Source organism: Cyanobium sp. Aljojuca 7D2 (assembly GCF_024346415.1).
GTDB lineage: Bacteria > Cyanobacteriota > Cyanobacteriia > PCC-6307 > Cyanobiaceae > Cyanobium_A.
In genome coordinates, this window is sequence record NZ_JAGQCX010000003.1 from 1 (window position 1) to 16,269 (window position 16,269).

Below are 16,269 nucleotides of genomic sequence, written 5' to 3' on the forward strand. Positions count from 1 at the left end.
GGCCTGCAGGAAGGCGATCAGATCAGCACTGGCAACAGAATGGGCCAACGGACGGGAGCAGTCCCGACAAAACCGGCACCAGCATGGCCGCGCCAGCTGCCTTGTGCCTGACTTTCAGTCGGCCCTGGGTGGGCAGGTAGCCATGACCACCTCGTTGCAGAATCCAGCCCGCGATCTGCAGACAAATGTGCTTGGCACTTTTGCTGTTCTTGAAGCGGCACGGGCCCTTTCTCCGGAGGCCCTCATTACCTACAGCAGTACGAACAAGGTTTACGGCGACCTCGAAGGGTTGCGCATCGAGGAGACTCCTATGCGCTACTCCCTGGCAGATTATCCTAATGGCCTCGATGAGTCCCTACCGCTCGATTTCTCAACCCCTTATGGATGCTCCAAGGGAGCGGCAGATCAGTACGTTCGTGATTGGGCAAGGGTGTATGGCCTGAAGACTGTCGTGTTCCGCCATTCGTCAATTTTTGGTGGTCATCAGTTCCCCTCTTTTGATCAAGGCTGGGTTGGATGGTTCTGCCAAAAAGCAATCGAACAGAAATGTACACACCAATCTGGAGCATCTCCCGAACCTTTCACCATTGCCGGAACCGGTAAGCAGGTACGTGACGTACTCCACGCCGAAGATCTTATCAGCCTCTACCATGCCGCCTATGAGCATCGAAAAACACTGGCTGGAGAAATATTCAATATTGGAGGCGGTACTGCCAATTCTCTTAGCCTGCTAGAGCTATTTGCCTTGCTCTCGGAGTTGCTCGGCATTCCTCCACTTATATACATAACGACCCCACGACGCACTAGCGATCAGGACTGCTTCATTGCAGATATCAGCAAGGCTGAGCGGCTTCTGGCCTGGGTTCCAACTGTATCTAGCCGTGAGGGAGTTAGCCGAATGCTTGCCTGGATTGATTCCAGTTCGCTATTTGCATAATTGAGAATTTTAACAAGGCGAATTCGCCTTTGTAACAGATTATGGCATAAGAATATAAAGGCGAATCGAGCCCTAGATGAGTTGTCAGACGAGAATCTCAAGCGTTGCGATGTGCTGGTGCATCTGGCTGGCCCACTCTGTGATATTTCCCTACGACACTCTGTCAAACTGCCTTCGTTGGAACCTGATGGCGGTTCTGGCTCTTTCTGGACAGGCTCGGTTGGCTGGCATTCGGCGCTATATGGTGGCCGGAAGCTGTTTTGAATACGGTCGCAGTGGAGAGCGCTATGAAAAGACCTTGCCGATGCACCTTTGGAGCCCACCAATGCTTATGCAGCCTCCAGGGCAGCTGCCTCCATTGCTTTTCGTCAGTGGGCTGAGGAGCATCAGAGCTCAGTCTTGAAATCCTGCGAGTTTTTCATGTTTTTGGTGAAGGGGAGGCTGAAACATGCTTTTGGCCTTATCTCCGCCGTGCTGCACTGGCCGGTGAAGACTTGCCCATGACCGGCGGCGAGCAGATTCGGGATCTCATGGCGGTACAGGATGTTGCTCAAGCCATTCTCTGCTCAACGGGCAATCAGAGCGATAAAATGCCAAAAGTGCTAATCAGAAATATTGGCAGTGGTAGAACTCAGACAATTCTCGAGTTTGCTGAGAGTTGGTGGGTGACGTTCAAGGCCAAAGGAATCCTTCTTATAGGTGCATTGCCATATCGGGATGGCGAAGTGATGCGCTACGTTCCAGAGGTTTAGACCATGTCAAATACCGTCATCCTTGGTGCTGGCCTAGCTGGTCTTAGCTATTCATACCACCTTGGCCATGAGAACTGCATCCTTTTTGAAAAAAACAAATATGCTGGTGGACATATCTATAGCCATCAGCGCGATGGTTTTACTTGGGATGAAGGGCCACATGTTTCATTTACAAACAATGATTACGTAAGAAAGCTTCTTGCAGATAGTATCGAAGGGGACTACCATGAATTTGAATGCAATGTAAGCAATTATTACCAAGGATCTTGGATTCCTCATCCCGCTCAATCCAATCTCTTCGCTGTTCCACAGCCAAAACGCAGTGAATGCCTCAAAGACTTCTTGTATAGCCGTGATGAAGCGAAAAGGCTACTTGAGACTCCAAAGAACTATGGTCAATGGCTGGAATGTGCATTTGGGAAAACATTTGCACAAACTTTTCCTTTTGCATATACTCGCAAATATTGGACATGTGATCCAGCTTCCCTAGCAACGGATTGGGTAGGCAATCGCGTCTACTACCCAGACGTAGAAACGGTTTTAGCTGGATCCGAGAAGGCTCCCGAAAGGAAGACCCATTACATTTCGACTGTTCGTTATCCAAAGCATGGTGGCTTTGTCAGTTTCGCGAAGAAGCTCATCGATGGTTCAAAAATCAATCTAGGATATAAAGTCTCATTGATAGACTTAAAAGGCAAGAGAGTGCATTTTTCTAACGGGGAGCGCTGCACATTTAAAAAGCTGATCAGCACCTTGCCGCTCCCAGAGTTTATCAATCTTAATGTTGATGTTCCTAGTGATGTTTCAGAGGCCGCTCTCGCCCTGCGTTGCTCATCATTGCTACTCGTTAATGTCACTGCAAACCATTCCTCTCTCAAGCCCTACCACTGGATGTATGTTTACGATAAAGATATGATGAGCACCCGTATCAACATGATTGAACTGCTTTCTGCGAATAACTGTCCTGATGGGCGGACTGGCATTCAAGTTGAAGTCTATGAGTCGGCCTATCAGCCATTTCAAATAAGCCATTCTGACGTTGCCCAGGCTGTTGTTAAAGAGCTACAAGATATTGGGCTAGCTAAGGGAAAAATGACAGTACATACGCAATACGTTCCCTATGCTAATGTCATTTTTGATCACAATAGACGAGAGGCTCAAGATATTATCCTTTCATGGCTCGAGCAGTTTGGGCTAGCTAGAGAAGAGCAAGATCTTGACCCAATGACCGACTGGGATTCTGTAAAAGATAATCACTATGGTGATTTGATTCTTGCAGGGCGCTTTGGACAGTGGAAGTATTTCTGGAGTGATGACTGTATAATGAGGGGCATGACTATCGCCCAAGGTCATAATTAGCGAGCTTACTTCTTTTATTTGCAAGAACTATGCTCTGCCCCTTTTTCTTTAGTCATTGTAGCCTAATCTCGTAGAAGTACCTAGCAGACCGCCAAGTTTCTACAGTTATAGTGGTGGTGCTGCAAAGCCTTCCTTCCCAATACACCCGTGGTGCACATCATTGGCTTTGTAGCATTATCAGCAGCCTCCATGGCTCTGCGTCAGCTGTCTAAGGTGCACCAGCTTTGCTTTGAGATACTATAAATGTTCTATGTCTATGCAGAGGTTCACGCTCAAGCTCTGCTATGGCCTTCTCTTTGGCTTGCTGCATCTTGATTACCCAGCTCGCTCCGCAGAGGCAGCCCTGAGCGCATAAAGTGGTACGTAAATACCACCCTGGTCGTGGCGCGCAACAGCATCCAGTTCCAGAAAGGCCTTTCGTTGCCGGCATTCCTGCGCCTCTACGGCACCGAGGAGCAATGTGAGGCTGCCTTGGAGATAGCGCGCTGGCCTGATGGGTTCCGCTGTCCCCGCTGCAATGGCCATGAGCATGGGCTGGTCTATGGCCGGCGGCTCAAGCGCTATCAGTGTCGCCATTGCGGCCATCAGGCCACGCTTACGGCCGGCACGATCATGCAAGCGACCAAATTGCCTCTGACCGCCTGGTTTCTGGCCTTTTACCTGATCGGCCAGGCCAAAACCGGGATCTCCTCGTTGGAGCTCAGCCGCCACTTGGGCGTGAAGTACGACACGGCTTGGCTGCTGCACAACAAGATTCTGCGGGCGATGGCTGATCGGGAGGAGGCTTACCTGCTGCGGGGAAAGATCCAGATCGATGACTCCTACCTCGGCGGAGAACTCCCGGGCGGCAAGGCTGGTCGCGGATCTGAGAACAAGATCCCCATTGTCGCGGCCGTCTCCTTGAACGAGGCGGGGCATCCGATTCACGCCAGGATCACAGCTGTGAGTGGCTTCAGCTCAGAGGCAATCGCTGAGTGGGCCAAACAACATCTGGCTCCCGGCAGCCAGGTGCTCTCCGATGGCCTGGCCTGCTTCCGGTCCGTGACCACAGCGGGCTGCAGCCATCGGGCCATCGTCACCGGTGGGAAGCACCCCAGCGACCTGCCGCAGTTCCGCTGGATCAACACCCTGCTGGGAAACCTCAAGACCAGCTTTAACGGCACCTTCCATGCCTTCAACTTTGACAAATACGCCAGGCGCTACCTCGGTGGGTACTGCTTTCGCTTCAACAGGCGCTTTTCGATGGATGCGATGACCGAACGGATCGCCAATGCGGTCTGCTACTGTAGGCCTTGTACCGAGCGCGATCTCAGGGTCGCGGAGGCTTATGGGTAATCAAGTGCTGCATTGGTAAATTACGATTTGCCCGAGTCTAAAGGTTGGCAGGTTCGTGACTTTCTTGCTGTGCAGGCTTTGGCAGCATGTTTCTTGCACGATTACCTCGCTTCCCGACAATCATCAGTTCGATAGAATCTCTATATCCAATAACGGTGACTGCCAGAAAAGATGACGCTCCTGCTGCCGTTCAGGCAGCCATGGCAAACGTAACCGACACCGATTCGTTTTCTGGGGGTGGCGGGTTGATCCAGACCACTTCTGGTTGACACCAACAGCGAATGGATCGTGACCAGCGGCGGGGATGGCGGTGACGAGCCTGCTCGTAGACAACACTCCGGTGCCTGCATATTTCCACCGCTTGGCCGCTGTGGCGCTGGTGGGGCGTCACGAACTTGATGCCGCTGTGGCGGTGGCGGTGGTTATACCAATCCACAAACGAGGCCGCCCAAAGGCAGGCGTCCTCCGCGTTGGCAAAGGGCCGACTCGGGTAGTCAGGCCGGTATTTCGCTGTCCTGAACAGGGATTCTGAGTAGGGGTTGTCGTTCGACACCCTGGGTCGTGAAAACGACCGCAGCACACCCAGTTCCTCCAGCCGGCACTCCAACGTGGCCGCACGCATGGCGTTGCCGTTGTCGGCGTGCAGCACCAGGGGCTGCTGGCGGCGCTTGCTGATCCGCTCGCGGATGCAGGCCCTGCTGACCAGATCCGCTGCAATGGCTGGATCCTCGCGCTCGGCGACATCCCAGGCCACGACCTTGCGGCTCCAGACGTCGATCACCAGGTAGAGGTACAGCCACACCCCACGAACGGTGGTCGGCAGGTAGGTGATGTCCCAACTCCAGACCTGCTTCGGGCCTGTGGCTCTGAGCCGTGGCACTGGTCTTGGCTCTTGAGGAGGCCGGGCACGACCGCGCCGGTGAGCCTGGCCATGGGCGTGCAACACCCGGTAGAAGCTGCGCTCCGACCCGATGTACAAGCCCCGATCGGCCAGGATCGGAACGATCTGCCCTGGTGGCAATGCCGCAAATTCAGGCTCGTTGCAGGTGAGCAGGATGCGCTGGCGTTCCTCCTCGCTGAGGCGATGGACGACGTGCCGGGGACTGCCTTTGCGGCGATCGACGCCATCACCGTGACCAGCGAACTGGCGGCGCCAGCGCTGCAGCGTGGTCAGCCCCACGCCCAGCAGCAGCGCCAGCTCACAGGCACGGGCACCGTCAGCGATGCCTTCATCAAGGATCTGTAGAGCCTTCTGGCGATCAACAGGCGACGTCAGTCGTCCGCGTCCTCTCCCCAGAAGGCCTGGATCTTTTTTGCGGCCATGAGCAGCGCTGCTGCCTCGGCCAGGGCCTTCTCCTTACGGCGCAGCTCCTGCTTGAGCCGCTTGATCTCCCGCTGGTCCTGGGCGCGGAGCTTCTCCAGCTCCTTCTGCTCTTTCAAGGTGAGCACTGGCTTGTCGTTGGCATCCTGGGATGCCTGTCGCCAGCGTTCCACCTGCTCGGGGAACAGGCCCCGCTCGCGGCAGTAGGCACTGAGTTCGGTGGCGTTGAGGCCAGCGGTCTCAAGAACCACCGTGAACTTGTCGGTGGCACTCCAGCCCTCCGGGTCTTTCTCGGATGCCGGCACCACCTCTCCTTGCAACCGCCAGGCCTTCCTCCATTTGTAGAGGGTGATCACGTGGATGCCCAGCTCTTCTGAAATCCGGGCCACGCTCTGCCGGTGCGGCGGACTCATCCGCCTTCTGACATCAGCCTTGACCGCCTCGCTGTAACGACGCATCAACTCGCTCCATCAAACCCCCTGGTGAAAATTGAGCGGAATGGAGAGGCGTCAACTTTGCTGGCAGAGGGGGATAATCGCTGTCAAAGCTTTCTAACTAACCTCGCATTTACATGCAAATGATTCGCCTTAATATTGTTATCCTGACAATTAACAGACATACTCAGCTAATACGACTTTTGAATTCTGTTGCAAGCGAGTTGTCATGTCAAGATTTATATGTAACCATATTCCTTTCTGACAACTGTTCGGACATTGTTCTTGATCTTGCTATTATCTCCTCAATTTTTCGATGCTCTTTAAATATTAATCTATGGTATAGACGTCTTGCTGAACGTGTTCCCTTCCATAGGCATTACTACAGCTCAATCACAAGTTCCGCACAGATTCCGTCTGATTATACATGGTGCCTCGGTGATGACGACTGGCTTTGTGAAGGTTCTGGTCATCGATTGACTGGCTATCTGCATGAACCTAAAGCTAATTGTTTAGAAGTATTCTTTCTTGAGCGCATCATCTTTAATGAATCAACAAAAGAGTGGCAGAATGATCCAATCCCGTCGCTACATTCAACATCCTTTCCTAAATTTTTAAGAATATTTAATTGCGGGCAGATTGGGGTTCTTAGTCAAGTAATTTTTTCCTCTTCTATCCTTCGGCGATATTCCAGCGGAAAATCAGTCAACCATCTGCTTTATTATTATCCTCATATTGAAATATATTCCTATGCACATAGCTTCAAATCTCTTCAGATCCCTTTTATAAACTATACCCTAGCACCTTCACTCTTTAGCTCTAAAGAGTATTGGGTTCATTGTTATGAATGTCCTTTCCTTATGCATCTAGCCAACGCTAGCTTCTTTGCATCCCTAAGATCTTATGACTGGTTTCGTTCGATCTTGTGGAGAGCTTTAGTGCTTACCTTTGGCCGCAGGCGAAAAGCTGTTAGGTCATTAATTCTCTCAGCAACTACCACCATTGATTCAATTGCCATCCTCGCTTGCGTGCCAGCGGTTTTACTATTGGTATTCACTGACTATCTCTTCTGCATCACAAGAAGACATTCAAAATTTGACAATCTCTTCAAGGCTATGGATAATGTAGAGATGGATCTCAAATCGTCCATGCATCCAAATGACGACTCTGCATTTCCAAAACTTGTTATTGAACGGTTCCAGCAGATATTCTAATCTTCTCGTGTCTTTGCCATTCGCCTCCGGTGGCGCACATTTGAAGTATTTCTTGTCCCTATTGCTTTGCGTTCTGCTGCATACACCGCTTACCGAAGATAATGCATACTGGCTTGAAAGTGTATACTCTACTGGCTTGAGTAATTCTTATGCCCGTTAAGGTTACCCAACTCTCAATCGGGCGCTTCCATCATTTCCACTTAGCGCGTCAGCTAGAGAAGAATGGATCACTCACCGCCATTTACACTGGCTACCCCCGCTTCAAGCTCCGAGACGAGCCGGGAATCCCCGCTGAGAAGATCCATACATTCCCCTGGCTCCAAGGGCCCTACATGCTGGGCATGCGATACGGCCTTCGACGATTGAATTGGCTCAATCGAGAGTGGGCTTGGTGCGCCCACGAAACGATCGACCGCTACGTCTCCAGCAGATTGCATGAGCCAACGGTGCTTTTGGCTCTTTCCGGCTCAGGGCTGTATGCGGGCCGCCGCGCTCAGCAGCTGGGCGGATTGCACATCTGTGATCGCGGCTCGTCCCATATTCGTGTTCAGGATCAGCTGCTGCATCAGGAGTATCGCCGCTATGGCGCCGAGTGGCAGGGCATTGATCCACGGAGCGTAGCCAAAGAGGAAGCGGAGTATGTGCAGGCTGACTGGATTTCCATTCCAAGCCAGTTCTGCTTGGAAAGCTTCATCTCCAAAGGTTTTCCGGCTGATAAATTGATCAAGATTCCTTATGGAGCACGTCTAGACCGCTTTGCACCCAGCCAATGCAGCCATGACACCAATGCCCACAATCGTGTCGATGAGTTTCGTGTCTTATTCGTTGGCCAGGCTGGGCCCCGCAAAGGATTTGTTGATCTGCTGAAGGCCTTTTCCCTGCTGCAGCATCCACACAAGCGCCTTTCCTTGATAGGCAGCCTCAGCCCTGAGGCCAAATCTATGCTTGATGCCTTTTCCCACGAGGGCGTTGAGTACCTGGGATCAGTGCCCAATGCTGAACTTCGAGGGCACTACAACCGAGCAACGGTGTTTGTGTTGCCCAGCATTGAAGAAGGCTTTGGTATGGTGATGGGTGAAGCGATGGCCTGTGGTTGCCCTGTGATTGCCAGCATGAATACTGGCGCAGCAGACCTGTTCACAGACGGGCAAGAGGGTTTCATTGTTCCAATCCGTTCGCCTGGCGTGATCGCCGATCGGCTCCAGCAGCTGGCTGATGAGCCTTTGCTGCGTGAGCGAATGAGCTGGGCCGCATTGGCGAGAGTGAAGCAACTTGGCGGATGGGATGCCTATGGGGATGCCTGGCAATGCTTCCTTACCACCCACCTGATGGATTAATCCACTCATTTTTAAACAAGAATATCTCCATTGGGAACGTGGTTTAATCATTTGCAGGCTTGAGCTATGAAATGTAAAAGTATCCTTTACATCGGAGATGACAGGCCGAGATCTACCTCCAGGCATCGAGCTGATGCGCTACGCAGGATGGGATGCGATGCCGTTATCCTAAATCCAAGCGTACTTATTGGGCCACGGAACCCTCTGCTTGCTTATATAGATTATCGTACTGGCTTTCGATTTGTACAGCGGCATCTCTTGAACTCGCTCTCGCTCGAGTTGCTTAGTTTACAGCTACAGCCGGATCTGATCTGGATTAATGGTGGCGAGCTAATTGGGAAAAGTATTCTGGCTTGGTTGCGGCGTAAATTCAGCTGTAAAATAGTTCTTTATAACAACGACGATCCCACGCACTCGCGTGATGGTCGTCGCTTTGCTGCGCTTCGCAAGACGTTTCCCTTGTATGATCTTTGTGTTTTGTGCAGGTCTGAAACATCGCTTGAGTCTCAAGCTTTGGGCTCACGAAAATCACTCAGAGTATGGATGAGTTATGATGAAATTCTGCATGTCAAACCTCAGCATACAAGCCTTGAGACTTCAAATAACCTGGTTTCATTTGTAGGCACCCTTATTCCCGGCGAAAGCCGCGATCGTTTTCTGATGAAGTTGCTTTGCGCTGGGTTGCCTTTGTCTATCATTGGCGATCGTTGGATTCGCAGCCCATTTTTTAAGACTCTAAATGCGTACTACGAGGGCCTTAGTGTCAGTGGCGATAGATACTCTCTGGCTCTTGCGGCGCCTGCGGTAAGCCTAGGTTTGTTGTCTCATGGCAATCGCGATTTATCTACACAAAGGTCCTTTGAGACGCCAGCCTGTGGGGGTCTGTTTTGTGCTGAGCGCACATCAGAGCACCAGTTGCTTTTTGAGGATGGTGTTGAGGCCGTTTTTTGGGATTCAGCTGATGAGTGCATCGCAGCTTGTAAAGACCTCTTGGCAGATCCTCTCAGGAATCAGGCGATTCGCAAGGCAGGCGAAGATTATATCCATATTGGAGGCTATGGAAACGAAGATGTGTGTCTACAAATTTTAAACTCCATCTAGATACGATGCTTTTAATGTCTATTAATTTCTTTTCATTCTGGTGAGTTTCCTGGCAATATGTATTAGTTATGGATATTTTGCTGCTCCGTCATTATCCTCTTGTTGAGGGTCCCAGCATGCGATCCTTTGCGGATCAGCTTGCGGGGGGGCTGCGCTCGCGCGGGCATCGCGTGTATGAACTCACCGCACCTGTGGTAGTAGCCCGGCTTGCAGGCGGACATCGCGGCTTGCGCAAGTGGCTGGGCTACATCGATCAGTTTGTGCTGTTCCCGCCCCTTCTGTTGCTGCGTCGCCGGCGCTTGCCCAGCCACTCCCTCTGTGTGTTTGCAGACCAGGCCCTGGGCCCCTGGATTCCCCTGCTCAAGCACCGCCCCCATGTCATCCATGTGCATGACTTGCTGGCCCTCGAGGGTGCCTTCGGTGAGCAGCCGTTCCATCCTGTGCGCTTCAGTGGCCGTCTCTACCAGCGCTGGATTCGCCGTGGCTTTCGCAAGGGCCGTTATTTCCTCTCCGTCTCAGCCGCCAGCCGTCGGGCCCTTGCCCGCCATCTGCCGGTGGCTCCGCTTGCCTCTGAGGTGCTCTACAACCCCCTGCCACCGCGGTTTGCGCCTCTGGCTGCATCAGTGGCCAGCGCTGATCTCAAGACCAGCTTGCCAGATGTATGCAATCGCCCTTATTTGTTCCACATCGGCCGGAACTGGTACAAGAACCGCCTGGGTTTGCTGATGATCTGGCAGCAGCTGCATCAGCTTGGTGTTGATGTGGATCTCGTGATGGTGGGCCAGCTCGAACCCAGCCTTTCCGCCTGGATCGCGCAGCGCCCTTCGTTGCAGCCCCATCTGCATGTGCTGGATCGGGCCAGCGATCAGCTGATTGTTGCCCTCTACAACAGGGCCGAGGCCCTGCTGTTCCCGTCCCATTGCGAAGGGTTCGGCTGGCCTGTCCTGGAAGCGATGGCGTGCGGCTGCCCCGTGATCAGCACCGACCGCGCGCCGATGAGTGAGGTGGCGGGTGAGGCGGCCACCCTGCTCCCGCCTTGTCCTGTGGAGACAGCTGATCAGGAGGCCTGGGCATACCAGGGCGCCCTCCGCGTTCTTGAGGTGCTTCAGAGGCCCCAGAACGTACGGCAGCATGCACGAGAGCAAGGCCTGCTTCAGGCCCGCCGGTTTCACTACAGCGACTGGCTGGATCAGCTTGAAGTTCATTACCAGCGTGCCCTGGCCATGCGGGAGCACCTTTGCAGGTGTACCTCTCAATGATGTGTGGCCTGATCGGTGAAATTCGCTGGCAGGAGTCTGCTCAGGCACTGCGCCTTGAAGCCCTCCGGCATGGCAGGCCCGATGCGCAAGGCAGCTGGCTGAGCCACGACGGCCACTGCTGGTTCGGTTCTCAGCCGATCACCAGCCATTGCGGGCGCTTCACGCTGGTGTTCAACGGCGAGATCTACAACCATCTGGAGGTGCGCGGCGGCCTGCGTTTTCAGGCCTGGCGCGGCCACAGCGACCGCGAAACCCTGGTAGAGGGCCTGGCCCAGCGCGGCCTGGCCCTGGTGCTCGAGCTGCGCGGCATGTTTGCTTTCGCGGCCTACGACCGCCAGAAGCAGCAGTTGCTGCTCGGCCGCGATCGCCTTGGCATCAAGCCCCTTTACCTCAACTGGATCGAGGGCGGCCTGCGCTTTGCCTCCGAACGGCGGGCCTTGGGCCATGGCCATCCCTTAAGCCGCCAGGAGATCAGTCAGCTCCTGGCCTTCGGCCACCTGCAGACGCCAGCCTCCTTCCCAGGCCCAGCCACTGATGGCATCTGCAGCCTGCCCGCCGGGATGGTGGTGCGCATCAACCGCACACGGCCCCATGATCCGGTGCGCTACTGGCCGCCCCAGCCCCGGCCCGATTGGACGCCCCTGCCGATCCGCAACGGCCGTTGGGCCCGCCAGTTTCTGCGTCAGCAGCTGGAGGAGGCGGTGCAGCTTCAGCTGCAGGGTGATCAGCCGCTGGCCTGCTGCCTCTCTTCCGGCCTCGGCTCCGGCATCCTCACGGCCCTGGCCTGCCGGCTGCAGCCCGGCCGCATCGCCAGCTTCACGGTGAGCCTGGCAGGCACCACCCCGGATGAAGGCGCGCTCACCCGCCAGCTGGCCCGCCACTGCGGCAGCGACCACTACGAGCTGCAACTCGATCACGAGCAGGCACTCGCCTGGCTGGAGCAGGCCCTGCAGGCCCTCGATGCGCCCAGCGCCAACGGCCTGCATCACTATCTGATCAGCAGAGCTGTGGCCGAGCAGGGCATCCAGGTGGGCCTCAGCGGCCTTGGCGCCGGCGCGTTGTTCGGAGGCTGTTCATCCCACCGGCACGTGCCTCGGCTGCTGCCGCTGCGGCGCCTGCCCCCAGCTCTGCGCCACGGTCTGCTGGCTCTCTTCAATCCGGCGCTCGCGGCCCGGCTCCAGGAACTACCTCGCTGGGATCGCTGGCATCTGGCCCTGGCCCTGCGCCGCTGCTTCGGCGACAGCGAGCTGGCCTCGGCGGGAGCTGATCCGCTGCTGTGGCCTGACCAACCGCCGCAACGCATCACCCAGAGCTGGGGCCAGATCAGCTGGGCGGACTTGTTCGGCACCACCGAGCCGCTGCTGCTGCGCGATACCGATGCGCTCAGCCTGGCCGCCGGCCTGGAGCTGCGCATGCCCTTCCTGGATCACCGCATCGCCGAAATCGCCCTGCGCATGCCCCAGCGCTATCAACGCCCTGGCAATGGTCTGCTGCGATCCGCCTGCCAAGATCTGCTCCCTGCGGGCGATCCCGATCGCGCCCAGCAGGGCTTCTCGCTGCCGATGCGCGCCTGGATGCTTGGCCCCCTGAGCAGCCTGTGCCGTTCGCGCCTGGGGGCCCTGCAGGGCAGCAGCTGGCTGCAGCCCACCTGGATCAGCGGCCAATGGCAGTTGTTTGAGGCCGGCCAGCTGCACTGGAGGCGTGCCTGGTGCCTGGTGGTGCTGGGAGAATGGGCCATGCGGAGCGAATAGCAATGAGCGATCTCAATGCCCGCCTGCAGGACGACTACGCCATCCTGCAGGGCAAGCAGAAGACAGCCGCCATACGCGCAGCCTCGATCCGCCGGTTGCAACGCTTGCTGGCTCCCCATCTCCCCACCCCATGCTCACGGGCCCTGGATCTGGGGGCTGGTCAGGGGGAGCTGGTGGAAGCGCTTCACCAGCTGGGCTGTGCTGCTGCTACGGGCGTTGAGTTGAGCGCCTCCCAGGTGGAGCTGGCCCGGGCCCATGGCTGTAAGGCAGTGCGCCAGGGTGATGGGCTGGAGGCGTTGCAGGCTCAGGCTGATCAGAGCCTCGACCTGATCGTGTGCTTCGATGTATTCGAGCATCTCACCCATGCGGTGTGCGCTGCCTGGTTTGCCGAGATCCAGCGCGCGCTCCGCCCCGGCGGCCGCCTGATCGGCCATGTGCCCAACGGCCTCTCGCCCTTCTGCGGCTCGGTGTACTGGGGCGACCTCACCCATCTGTGGTGCCCCGTTCCCGAGAGCATCCAGGTGTTCTGCCGCGCCAGTGGCCTCCAGTGGATCGGTGCTTATGAGAACATCGGCGCCTCTGCTGGGCTGAAGGGAAGAATCAGAGCTCTCGCCTGGCGCGGCGTACGGACGGTCCTGGCGGCGGCCAGCACGGTGGAAACGGGAAGGAATACATTCCGTTTTCCCTTGTCGAGAACTTTCTTGTTTGCAGCGGACAGATGATCAATGCTTTAGATGCGCGAGAAAAGCATCGCGCTGAAGACTTTTTATTTGTCAGCCTCTTCTGGCTTTGGCATTACCTTGGCGATGTTATTCCGCAGGCAATTCTAGGCATTGCGGTAGTTGTATTGCTTTGGGTGTCAAAATGGAATCTTTCAATTGGGATCCTCAGAAACTCGGATTTTCGATTAGTTATCTTTTTGGCTCTATTGCCTACCGTGCCGGCGATCATAAGATTTGACGTAATCACAATTAGAGAGCTTTTAGGAAACCTGATTATTGCACTTGGATTTACAATCTTTTGCATTTCAAGACGGGCAGATGCATTTGCGTGCAAAAATGTTTTCTTTTTCTTTGCGCTTCCATTATGTATATGGGGCTTTATTCAAGTTCATGGATTCAATTTATCATTACTCGTAAGTTCGATTGGGCCACTGGAGCGCACCCCTCTGGCTCCCCTTAATGGCACACATCACTTTTTAGGCATATTTTCGACATTATACTTTCTTGAAGCTTACATCAAAAAAAGAGTCGTAGATTGTTCAGTCGCAATACTATTTATAAGTCTTTCAGGATCAATGGCATATATTATTGCAGCGGTCATTGCTGTTCTTGCTGATCAGACTTTTAGGTTATTATGTTCAATTAGATTTGGAAGAAGATCGCAAATCATCGGAATTTCAAGACTAGTTACTATTGCGCTATTTATTCTTGTTCCAATCTATTACTTTTTTTCAGTAAATACGACGATTAACTTCCTAAGTGTAAATGATATTAGTAGAAACCAAGACTCAATATATAGCCCTTTTAGCGGAAGGGATACCCTTTGGAGATTTAATTTTCAGACTTTTTTAGCTCACCCATGGCTTGGGGGAGGATCACAATCTGTTCGCTTTGATCGTGCTCTTAATGACTATTATCTTGAAGACGGCTCTCGCTTAGAGGCGGCAACAGAGAGCTATTTTGACTACTACCTTGCAAGAGACGGTATAATAGGTTCAGTTTATCTAATTATTTGGTCTTTGTTTGCATGGAAATCGCTACGAACGCAGAGATCAAGCTCCCGAGTCCTTGTCTGGTTTGGCATGATGGCCGCCTTGTATAATGGATTTGCTAAGAATTTCTACTCAAGCCCAGCTTTGTTATTTATTATGCTATTAGTTTTTGCTTACAGACTTGATTTTTCTCGCAATAGCAAATATGGAGAAGGGCTATTCCTTTCATCCAATACTGTAAGTAAAGATCAAGTAGTCTGAGGGAGGGTCACGATTGCTGGCGCTACTTTCTATCGCGTCCCATGCAATGTGTTGCGATGGCCTAAGAACACTCTCGGCGTGATTTACCCTGTATGTAATAGGTCTTTCTCCCTGTCAACGCTGCCGTGCACTTTCATGCCGTCGGCAAAGCCTTCGGCGCGCAGCCGTGGTTCCACTGGCTTGCACTTGCAGAACTGGTGCATCTCCGGATCACCCTCGAGCTCCCGCACCAGCCGCTCATTCTGTAGCATTCGGCGGACGCAGGCTTTGCCCTATTAGAGGGTGTACTTGGTGCCGCGATGAATGTGGATTCGAAAAACATGGACTATTTCATTGCCATTCCGTTTTGCGTGGAGTTCGCCTTTACGGCTTCGAAAATCTGCACAACCAGATCGTTCTGCTCCTGCTGATCGCGAAACACCAGCATCGTGGTCTCACCAGGGATCCGGTTGGTGATAAGAACGTTACTGGCAACCCTGCGCATCATTGTCACCTCAATCAGCGCGTACTGCATCGCCAGATCGCTCTAGTCTTTCCACTGCTGCAGCTGATGGTTGCGCAGAAACCGCTTTGCGGAATCCAAGGCTTCCGTATCCAGAAGTTAAGGAGGCTGACTGGCCTTGATGCTGCTGTTGAGGCAGTGGGTCTCGATCAGATCAAGCCAGCACCTTCCATAGCACAACCGCCTCCATCTCAGCCAGGCAACGCTGGCTCTTGCTGCGCTTTTGGTCCGTCGATTGCTCGTTGTCGCGAAAACTGAACTGGTTGGTGCCCATAAGCCCAGTCCGCGCCAGCGTTGGCTCGGCCATTCTCGCGCATAGTGACGGCTTGTTCAGAGACTCGTTAAACAGGTTAACTCTTGGCCAAGTAAATGACTCTTGATTGCCTTCATTGCAATGCTAGCAAACTTATTATTTAATGCGATTAAGTATCTTGACCAAAAAGCTAGAGATGACCAGGATATATCTCTGAGAAATAAGCAGTGTCTTTTGATTCTTCATCGCGAAATAGCGTTCAATACTGAGCTTCTGTTTGAGGCTGCTCGATTGAGGTCTGACATTGACATGAAGAAGCGGCTAGTCTTATCCACCCAAGATCAAGCAATTGAGGCCATTACGCTTGTAGGCCTAACAGTCGACTGCTTGTTTGATGTTAGCAGACTTGATTGGTCGCCTCAAGATTCGGGAATAGCTTGATTCCGGGATGGTCAGTACAAAGATAGACTCCAGCGAGTTAAAAGCAAGCCATCATTGATTGAGCGAGCCTATCATCGTTTAAGGATTGCAAAGATCTATGCTGGATACGATTCGCCAAAGCCGCCAGAGAGCATCCTCTATGTTGCAAATCTTTTCTTGGCTTCCAAGTTTGCTACTTCGACAGGGGATAGCGCTTATTAGATTAACTCGCATATTTTACTTGAACATCGTTGGTTACTCTTTTCTTGCTGTGAGGGCAAACATCTTTTGATCCCTTGTAAGGCTCAGTGCGAATGCT

General features: G+C 53.7%; 13 protein-coding genes and 1 pseudogene. 11 read left to right on the forward strand and 3 right to left on the reverse strand.

The genetic code is table 11. The features are described 5' to 3' along the window. From KBY57_RS04215 to KBY57_RS04230, 4 genes are all read left to right on the forward strand, one after another. Positions 1–937: NAD-dependent epimerase/dehydratase family protein (locus tag KBY57_RS04215; protein WP_254994635.1), on the forward strand; the 937-nt coding region annotated here is incomplete at its 5' end. Between the two features lie 404 nt (positions 938–1,341). Next, a complete protein-coding gene (locus tag KBY57_RS04220; RefSeq protein WP_409996409.1) occupies positions 1,342–1,689 on the forward strand; it encodes an NAD-dependent epimerase/dehydratase family protein in 348 nt (115 codons plus the stop codon). A 3-nt stretch (positions 1,690–1,692) separates the two neighbouring features. Next, complete coding sequence (locus tag KBY57_RS04225; protein ID WP_254994636.1) at positions 1,693–3,048, forward strand: protoporphyrinogen/coproporphyrinogen oxidase; 1,356 nt, start codon at positions 1,693–1,695, stop codon at positions 3,046–3,048. A gap of 381 nt (positions 3,049–3,429) precedes the next feature. Continuing rightward, the gene (locus KBY57_RS04230) at positions 3,430–4,383 is read left to right on the forward strand and encodes an IS1595 family transposase (RefSeq protein ID WP_254994637.1); all 954 of its coding nucleotides are present in this window, start codon (positions 3,430–3,432) and stop codon (positions 4,381–4,383) included. Between the two features lie 190 nt (positions 4,384–4,573). Here the strand turns inward: KBY57_RS04230 and KBY57_RS04235 are convergent. Further along, positions 4,574–6,162: pseudogene (locus KBY57_RS04235) on the reverse strand (IS3 family transposase). Between the two features lie 452 nt (positions 6,163–6,614). On the opposite strand from KBY57_RS04235, the gene KBY57_RS04245 reads away from it, so the two are divergent. The 7 genes from KBY57_RS04245 (at position 6,615) to KBY57_RS04275 (ending at position 14,775) form a co-directional block, all read left to right on the forward strand. Continuing rightward, positions 6,615–7,352, forward strand: a complete 738-nt coding sequence (locus KBY57_RS04245; RefSeq protein ID WP_254994639.1) for a hypothetical protein — start codon at positions 6,615–6,617, stop codon at positions 7,350–7,352. A 362-nt stretch (positions 7,353–7,714) separates the two neighbouring features. Continuing rightward, positions 7,715–8,689 carry a glycosyltransferase family 4 protein gene (locus tag KBY57_RS04250; RefSeq protein ID WP_254994640.1) on the forward strand — a complete coding sequence of 325 codons (975 nt, stop codon included), beginning with the start codon at positions 7,715–7,717 and terminating at the stop codon, positions 8,687–8,689. Between the two features lie 147 nt (positions 8,690–8,836). Next, positions 8,837–9,790: a glycosyltransferase gene (locus KBY57_RS04255; RefSeq protein WP_254994641.1), complete on the forward strand. Its 954-nt coding sequence runs from the start codon at positions 8,837–8,839 to the stop codon at positions 9,788–9,790. Positions 9,791–9,906: 116 nt separating this feature from the next. Then, complete coding sequence (locus tag KBY57_RS04260; protein ID WP_254994642.1) at positions 9,907–11,049, forward strand: glycosyltransferase family 4 protein; 1,143 nt, start codon at positions 9,907–9,909, stop codon at positions 11,047–11,049. Then, the gene (locus tag KBY57_RS04265) at positions 11,049–12,800 is read left to right on the forward strand and encodes an asparagine synthetase B family protein (protein WP_254994643.1); all 1,752 of its coding nucleotides are present in this window, start codon (positions 11,049–11,051) and stop codon (positions 12,798–12,800) included. The genes KBY57_RS04260 and KBY57_RS04265 overlap by 1 nt, the downstream gene beginning before the upstream one ends. 2 nt (positions 12,801–12,802) lie before the next feature. After that, a complete protein-coding gene (locus KBY57_RS04270; RefSeq protein ID WP_254994644.1) occupies positions 12,803–13,522 on the forward strand; it encodes a class I SAM-dependent methyltransferase in 720 nt (239 codons plus the stop codon). Continuing rightward, a complete protein-coding gene (locus KBY57_RS04275; protein WP_254994645.1) occupies positions 13,519–14,775 on the forward strand; it encodes an O-antigen ligase family protein in 1,257 nt (418 codons plus the stop codon). The genes KBY57_RS04270 and KBY57_RS04275 overlap by 4 nt, the downstream gene beginning before the upstream one ends. Before the next feature lie 83 nt (positions 14,776–14,858). On the opposite strand, the gene KBY57_RS04280 is transcribed toward KBY57_RS04275, so the two are convergent. Further along, a complete protein-coding gene (locus KBY57_RS04280; RefSeq protein ID WP_254994646.1) occupies positions 14,859–15,026 on the reverse strand; it encodes a hypothetical protein in 168 nt (55 codons plus the stop codon). Between the two features lie 74 nt (positions 15,027–15,100). Next, a complete protein-coding gene (locus KBY57_RS04285; protein WP_254994647.1) occupies positions 15,101–15,289 on the reverse strand; it encodes a hypothetical protein in 189 nt (62 codons plus the stop codon). Positions 15,290–16,269: the final 980 nt, after the last annotated feature.